A 4,184-nucleotide genomic window follows, 5' to 3' on the forward strand; every position below is an offset into this window, starting at 1 on the left:
CTTACTTACGCATGGCCAAGCTCAAACACCTGCCGTCCAATCCGCTGCTCGCCGCCGTGCCGCGCGAACATGGCGTTACGCGCCACTTCGCCTGATGTCAATTTCCACTGAAAACGGCATAGAGCCACAAATGAAGGCGTTTTAGATGGTGAAGCCTCATGTAAAGCATCCACGTCCGGCAATCCAATTTTCAACTTCTCCTTCAAGAATAATTCTCTTGACGGAAAGATTTTCTTCTTTTACCCAAATAAAAACTCTGCTAAATTCGCTGAGGCAAGCTATAGCCAAGGGCAGGCAAACGGATCACTAACGATTTACGGGATTGCAACAGAGAAACCTATTTACAAAGTTGGCTGGGAAAATGGCGTTCCGACCGGTAAAGAGGAAACATTTGACGAAAACACTGGGAAAGTCACTTTTACAGGAAATCTTATCAATGGAAAATACGAGGGTGAGACAACCCGCTATACGGCTGATGGCGCTATAGTAGAAAAGATCAATTGGAAAAATGGCATCCCTCAGCAGAATTTCCCATCCAGCTCATCAGCCGTACAACAGTGCGAAGATCAATGGATGGCTGCATTTCGGAAAGAGCAAGGTGCTGAGGCTGCAATCTCCTCGGATCAACTCGATGAATGGCACGGATGGTGCACTCAGGGAAAAAATCCAGGCCATTGATCCTTCAATCATTGGCGGAGTGTCATTCAGCGCTCCGCCGTGGCCTTCCTAGGCCACTCACCTTGGCCGCTGGCGCTACCCCCTTGCCAAATATCCTGCAACGCCCTAGAGCCCTCTTACGAAGATACTGGTCTTTTTTAGTGAGATAGGACAAGGTGCGCATGAGGCTCTTGCGTTTTTCATGCTCATCATGGCTGATCATCCCTATGCCTAAATCTTCGTATGCTGCCTTGTTCATATTGCAGTTATGGTGACTACCATTTCCGTCTGTAATTTTATTTACCCAATAATTGCCGATTTTTAAAGCAATGAATTCATCTTTTCTTACCTTTGCACCATCAAAGAAAAAAGCAAAATGAAAATGATGTCCTTTATCTCTCCCATATTCGAGCTTCCAAACATACCCTACCAAATTATCGAATAAAGAATTTGATCGCATATTGTTTAAAAACTGCTCTCGATGACTATGAGCAATCTTTTCATCAACCTTGCCTGCATAGCTTTTTTTGTATGATAAATCGACGCGCAGAACTAGCAGTCTAGAATATCTATTAAAAAGAGCGTCTATGTATTTTTTAACGCTAGCAAAATTCCTTATGAAATTGCTCTTTCTTATAGCAATTTTTCTTTTGAACTTCTTTGTATTACAATTTCTTCTTATATCTTCAAACATTTTGTTGAAGTAATACGGGCCAAGAGACTTATTCCTGAAAGCGATTGCTGCATCAAATTCTTTGCATTCGGGACTCATTGATTTACAAGTATCAAAAAAAACTTTTACATGCTCGCTGTATTCATATTGCTCGCCGTAGCATGCCACCATTGCATGGAAACTATCTAGATATTTCTTACCTAGCTTCGTCGGAACCATTACTCTTTTTTTAGTAAATTTTTCTTCGCCCTCTACAAACGCCGGGCTATTGGATGATAGGATTTTCCCTACGAATTCTTCAATCACAAATAGCGTGTTACCATAATCCAATCCTGGCTCTACTTTCCCATCTGAATCAAAGCGCAGATTTTCCTCTGCGTTTATCTGTCGGTATATTTCCCGAACACTCATTTCGTAGTCAGACATCAAGCTGGATGCGTTCTCGTCTACTTTTAACGTCTTCATCACAATCTCATTCTTCTTAGTTCTTAATAATACTAATAACCAAAACTCGCCCGATAAGGCCACGCTAGACATTTTTAAAAAATGCAAGCGGTTGCCGAGCGGTATTAGTACAAGTTACTTGTTCATGCATACGAAGTTACGTGATTTAAAATATCTATAACCACATATCACCAATAAAAAAGGTCCGTGGTTCCGACAACCCATCGGTCGCTATTTGGTCGGCTGTCGTTCTCTCAACGTAACTTGTATCTAGTTTCGTAACTTGTATGCTGGCGCTACTAAGCTATCGGGGCTGACTGTATCGAATCCGTGATATAAGCCATGCGTCTATTTGGGACTCAACCCAGCCGACCGAATGCTCACCTAGGCGGATTTGTTTGGGGAAGGTAAAGTCATATCGCGGCGAACGGGGATTCATTTTGTCGTAGATCGTAGAGCGCGAGAGCCCTGTTCTCGCCTCTACCTGCTTGCGACGGAGAATGGTGGGAGGTTTTTGGAATGATACGGTCATCGTTAGCCCTCTTGGGTTTGGTTGGGATGACCGCATAATGCTGGGAAATTAAAATGCAGAATAGGTTCAATGGCTCGCGAGCCATTGAGGGTATTCCAAGCCAAAAACAAATGCTATCCTGGGGAGTCGCCTCGTGGGCGGCCTAAAGGCGCCCCTTCTGGCCTGAGAAATGAGACACACCCCTCGGCCAAGCGCTTTCCGGCGGGAACGTTTTTCATTATCCAATCACACAAATCTGGGGACTTGGGGTTTCGTGCAGCATTTTCGAATACGGGTCGCCAGTGCTCTTCAGCACATTTGATCAACGCCATCAGACACTGAGCTTCCAGCCGGGATGCTCCTGTTACTGGGTCTTGAATAACACGTGATAGCCCTAGCATGGCAGCACCAGCGTCCGCCCTGATCCCGGTAAACTCGTGCTGTTCCTTTAGAATTTTTTTGAATGCCTCTGCCGAGGGAGCTTCAGCATTCGGTCCCAACGTCGTCCAGTGGTCAACGAGCAACTGCCAGACAATTCGCAAGCCATTCGAGATGTAGGGTGCATCCGGCAAAGGCACATCTCCTGCGGGATCGAATTGAGGCACGGGCGAGCTGCCCATTAGCCTCTCCAGCGCAGCACGCGGCATAAAGACATGCCCCAGGCCCACATGCACGGCCTTAGCACATTTCAGTTGCGGGTCGAAGCTCCTGGTCGGCTGAAAGTCATTGGGGTAGGTCACGAAGCAGCGAAACGATGTCTCTCGCGGTTCAACATAGGGACGGACCGGCCAATTGCGGTCGCTGGACGCGACCATGACTTCCGCGTCGCCACTGGAATGTATTTTTAGCGCATAGCTGAATGTGGCCTGATCCGCAAAACCATTGTTTAACAATGATTCGCATGAGCTTCTGTGAAGCATAAAGTACTTGCACTCATCCACGAGCAACGGGGCTTCTCTGGGGTATCGCCCCCTGAATATGTCGGGTCCACCGAACCAGTCTCTATGATCTACGCTGACGGCGATCAAGCTATCTGGTAAAGGCACATATAGCCACAATTGCTCAATTGCGGCTTGTTCCAACAGCTCCGCAACGTCAACGTGAAGTAATATCGCTGCTTCACTTAGGCTGTACATCGCCTTTGCTAACTCCCCCATCTACGATCCCCTTGAACAATGAGATCGCAGCGTACTTCGATCAGGCGACTTTGAAAAGGGATGCAACGTTGGAACTGGTAAGCTGGACCTGGACGAAATCGGCCCATGCTTGAAGAATCAACCGTCGTTGATCAGCATATTCCGCCCGGTTGTACACCCCTTTGATACCTGCAACTTTGTGGGCTAGTGCCTTTTCGATGGCATCCGAGGAATACCCTTGCTCATGCAAATGAGTCGAGGCAGTGCGCCTAAAATCATGCAGTACAAAATGCTGAACATCCAGGGAAAGTGCCCTTATCGCCTGATTCAAAGTGCTTTTGCTGATCGGGCGATCTTCGTCCCCACGCGAGCTAGGGAAGAGGAACTCAGACCGGCCTGAGAGATGCTGAAGTTCTTGGAGAAGCTCTACCGCTTGGGTGGAGAGATAGACACGGTGCGGCTTATCTTTTTTCATCCTCTCAGCAGGCACATCCCAAATACCATGCTCAAGGTCAAGCTCATCCCAGCGAGCCTCAGTGAGTTCAGCCTTACGGACCATCGTTATTAACAGCAAGTGCAATGCGATCTTCAGCGCTCGCCGAATATCGGATGCATAAACGGCGCGCAGTACGACGCCTGCGGTGGTCAAGTAATTTCGGACACAACGATAGGTTCACGTGCTGCCATTTTCCGTTCGTAGACGGCGGGTGACAGATTTCCCAATGCTGAATTGATGCGCTTGCAGTTATAGAAGCCGACGATG

At 47.3% G+C, this 4,184-nt stretch carries 3 protein-coding genes and 1 pseudogene; all 4 read right to left on the bottom strand.

All coding sequences use genetic code 11. The annotated features are described in order from the left end of the window. Positions 1-700: 700 nt before the first annotated feature. Positions 701-1,795 (bottom strand): YagK/YfjJ domain-containing protein, encoded by a 1,095-nt coding sequence (locus KVP70_RS32905; protein ID WP_217946643.1) that lies wholly within the window; start codon positions 1,793-1,795, stop codon positions 701-703. A gap of 283 nt (positions 1,796-2,078) precedes the next feature. Next, positions 2,079-2,342, bottom strand: a complete 264-nt coding sequence (locus KVP70_RS32910; protein WP_307730303.1) for an AlpA family phage regulatory protein — start codon at positions 2,340-2,342, stop codon at positions 2,079-2,081. A gap of 77 nt (positions 2,343-2,419) precedes the next feature. Further along, positions 2,420-3,442, bottom strand: a complete 1,023-nt coding sequence (locus tag KVP70_RS32915; protein WP_217946645.1) for a hypothetical protein — start codon at positions 3,440-3,442, stop codon at positions 2,420-2,422. A gap of 40 nt (positions 3,443-3,482) precedes the next feature. Then, positions 3,483-4,058 (bottom strand): annotated as a pseudogene (locus KVP70_RS32920) (tyrosine-type recombinase/integrase); the annotation flags it as partial. Positions 4,059-4,184 lie beyond the last annotated feature (126 nt).

Source organism: Duganella violaceipulchra (assembly GCF_019166075.1).
In the GTDB taxonomy this organism is placed as follows: domain Bacteria; phylum Pseudomonadota; class Gammaproteobacteria; order Burkholderiales; family Burkholderiaceae_D; genus Rugamonas; species Rugamonas violaceipulchra.